General features: G+C 75.4%; 4 protein-coding genes. All 4 read left to right on the forward strand.

Annotation, left to right across the window (positions count from 1 at the left end; translation table 11 throughout):
- The first annotated feature begins 93 nt into the window (after window positions 1-93).
- Genes HUX53_RS30035 through HUX53_RS30050 form a run of 4 tightly spaced genes read left to right on the forward strand, consistent with a single transcriptional unit; the run spans window position 94 to window position 3322 of the window.
- On the forward strand, window positions 94-816 hold the full coding sequence (locus HUX53_RS30035) for an MnhB domain-containing protein (protein WP_176406591.1): 723 nt from the start codon (window positions 94-96) through the stop codon (window positions 814-816).
- Window positions 813-1166 carry a sodium:proton antiporter gene (locus HUX53_RS30040; protein WP_176406592.1) on the forward strand — a complete coding sequence of 118 codons (354 nt, stop codon included), beginning with the start codon at window positions 813-815 and terminating at the stop codon, window positions 1164-1166. The genes HUX53_RS30035 and HUX53_RS30040 overlap by 4 nt, the downstream gene beginning before the upstream one ends.
- Window positions 1163-2965, forward strand: coding sequence for a complex I subunit 5 family protein (locus HUX53_RS30045; protein ID WP_217920091.1), 1803 nt, complete (start codon window positions 1163-1165; stop codon window positions 2963-2965). The genes HUX53_RS30040 and HUX53_RS30045 overlap by 4 nt, the downstream gene beginning before the upstream one ends.
- Window positions 2966-3013: 48 nt before the next feature.
- Entirely contained in the window at window positions 3014-3322 is a 309-nt protein-coding gene (locus HUX53_RS30050) for a hypothetical protein (protein WP_176406593.1), read from the forward strand.

Consider the following 3322-nt stretch of genomic DNA (forward strand, 5'->3'; position numbering starts at 1 on the left):
TGTGGTTATGTGGCGACTCGTGTTGTGTTGTGTTATTTTGTATGGACGGGCGACCTCAGGGTTCTACACTCCCTTCTCCGTCGGCAGCTTCAGTTGGGTATAAGGGACGGGCTGTTCGCCGTCGGCGCCGCCGGCACCGCCGCGCTGTTCACCGCCGGGACCCTCGGCCTGCCCGGCTTCGGCGGCGCGCTGCACCCCTACGCCGACCGCGCCGTCCACCACGCCGTCCAGCAGGGCACCCCCAACGCCGTCGCGTCGGTCACCTTCGACCAGCGCGCCTTCGACACCCTCGGCGAGGAGCTCATCCTGCTGTCGGCCGCGCTCGCCGCCGTCGTGCTGCTGCGCGCCGCCGGACGCGAGCGCGAGGACGGCGGCGGATCCCACCGGCACGGCCCCGCCGAGGTCTCCGACGCGCTGCGCGTCACCGGGTACCTGCTGCTGCCCCTCACCCTGCTCGTCGGCGTGTACATCGTCGCGCACGGCCACCAGTCCCCCGGCGGCGGATTCCAGGGCGGCGTCGTCCTCGGCACCGCCGTCCACCTGCTCTACCTCGCCGGCGACTACCCCGCGCTGCAGCGGCTGCGGCCCATCCCGCTGCTGGAGTCCGCCGAGGCGCTGGCCGCCGCCGCGTTCGTGCTGCTGGCCCTGGCCGCCGCCGGGCAGGCCGCCACCGGCCGCGTCCCCGCCCTCAACGCCGCCGTCGGCGCCGAGGTCGGCTGCGCCCTGGTCCTGCTCATCGGCAAGTTCTTCGACCGGGCCCTCCTCGTCCACGACACCGGCGGACCCGAATCCGGCCGACCCGAGGAGGGACCGTGAGCGTGCTGCCCTACCTGACCGCCGGCTGGATCATGCTCGCCGGCCTCTACGGGATCGTCACCAGCCGCGACCTCGTCCACGCCGTGGTGTGCCTGTCGGTCACCCAGTCCGGCACCTACGTGCTGCTGCTGGCCATCGGGTACCGGCACGGCGCCACCGCGCCGGTGTTCTCCGACCGGCCGCCGCCGCCCGCCGGGGGCCCCGTCACCGACCCCGTCGTGCAGGCCATGGCCCTCACCGACATCGTCGTCGGCGCCACCGTCACCGCGCTGCTGCTCGCCCTGGCCGTGCAGGTCGCCAAGCGGCGCGGCACCCTGGACCCCGGCGCGCTGCGCTCCCTCGAATCGTGATCCTGCAGGCCACGATCGCGCTGCCGGTGCTGGTCGCGGCGCTGCTGGCCGCCGCCGGGCGGTGGCTGCCGCGGCCGGCCGTCGACGCCGCCGCCCTGCTCACCGCCGCCGCCGTCACCGCCCTCACCGCGCTCACCCTCGCCCGCTCCGGCCGCGACCCGCAGGTCGTCTGGCTCGGCGGATGGGGGCCCGGCACCGGCGTCGGGATCCCGCTGGTCGCCGACCCCCTCGCCGCCGGCCTCGCCTGCGTCACCGCCGCGCTCACCCTGGCCGCGCTGGCGTTCTCCTGGCGGTACTTCACCGAGATCCAGGCGATCTTCCACGCGCTGATCCTGCTGTTCCTGGCGTCGATGTGCGCGTTCACCTACACCGGCGACCTGTTCGACGCGTTCGTGTTCTTCGAGCTGATGAGCGTCGTGGCGTTCGCGCTCACCGGGTACCGGTCCGAGGAGCCCGCCACCGTCCACGGCGCCCTGAACTTCGGGATCGTCCAGTCGATCGGCGCCTACCTGTCCCTGGCCGGGATCGCCCTGGTGTACGGGCGGACCGGGCAGCTCGGCCTCGCCGCCATCGGACGCCACCTCACCGGCGCCGACACCGGCCACGGCGGCGCGCTCATCACCGCCGCGTTCGTGCTGATCTGCACCGGCTACCTGGTCAAGGCCGCCGCCGTCCCCTTCCACTTCTGGCTCGCCGACGCCCACGCCGTCGCCCCCACCCCCGTGTGCGTGCTGTTCTCCGGCATCATGGTCGAACTCGGCGTGTACGGGGTGGCGCGGACGTACTGGGCGATGTTCGCCGGGCTCGTCCCGCTGCGCGCCATCGCCGTCCTCGGCGCCGCCGCCGCGCTGCTCGGCGCCGTCATGTGCCTGCTGCAGCACCACATCAAGCGGCTGCTGGCCTACTCCACCATCAGCCACGCCGGGCTGCTGCTGGTCGGCGTCGCCGCCGGCACCCCGGCCGCGCTCGGCGGCACCGCCTACTACCTGGCCGGGCACGCCGGGGTGAAGGGCGCGCTGTTCCTGGCCGCCGGGGTGCTGCTGAACCGGCACGAGACCGTCGACGCCCGCGAGCTGCGCGGCCGCGGCCGCGGCATGCCCGTCACCGGCGCCACGTTCCTGGTGGGGGCGCTGTGCCTGGCCGGGCTGCCGCCGTCCGGGCTGTTCGCCGAGCACTCGGTCACCGAGCACGCCGTCCTGGAACTGGGCTGGTGGTGGTACACGCCGCTGACGGTCGCGGCGTCCGCCCTCACCGCCGGGGCCGTCCTGCGGGTCTGGCTGACGGTGTGGCGCGGCACCCCCACCGAGCAGGACGCCGGCGGGTCCGGCGGGCACGAGGACCCCGAGACGCCGGGCGGGCTGCGGTCCGTCCCGTGGACGATGGTGCTGCCGGGGGCGGCGCTGCTCGGCGCGGGCCTGGCGTCCGGGCTGACGCCCGGCGGGCTGGTCTCCGGCGCCGCGCACGTGTTCGCCAGCCGGGACGCCTACGCCGGCCTCGTCCTGGACGGGAACGTCGCGCACCCGCACGCGCCGCCCGCCGAACCGTGGACCGTGCCCGGCTTCGCCGGATTCGCCGTCACGCTGCTGCTGGCCGTGGCGATCGCCGCCTCCGGCGTCCGGCATCCCGCCGTCGCCCGCGTCCGCAGGTCGGTGCGGACCGGCGGCGGCCGCGCCGTGGGACGCGCCGCGGACACCGTCACCGCACGGCTGCACGCCCTGCACTCCGGCCACATCGGCGACTACGCGGCCTGGCTAACCGCCGGCGTCGCCATCCTAGCCCTCCTCACCAACCACTTCTGATCTGATCGGGGGCGTGGAGTTGCTCGGGGACGGGTGGCGGGTCAGGCTGTGAGGTCCTGCCGCGCCACCTTCCCGGGGGTTCCGCTGATCCGCCGCCTTTTCCGCGCCGCGACCGCCGTGGTCGCGGTGCCGGTCGTGCTGGCGGGCGTGGGCGGCGGCGTCCCGGTACCGGCGCCGCAGCCGGGGGCCGCGCCGCCCGCCCGCGTCCTGTCCCGCTACGAGACCGCGGCGCCCGGCAATGCGGTCGACCGCGACTGCGGCTACAGCGCCCCGCTGCCGGGGCGGCCCGGCCGCAGCCTGTGGCTGTTCTGCGACACGGTGTGGACGGGCGCCCGCCCCGGCAGCGGGGCGCTGTAG

The sequence above is a fragment of the Actinomadura sp. BRA 177 genome, assembly GCF_013372625.1.
Taxonomy (GTDB): domain Bacteria; phylum Actinomycetota; class Actinomycetes; order Streptosporangiales; family Streptosporangiaceae; genus Spirillospora.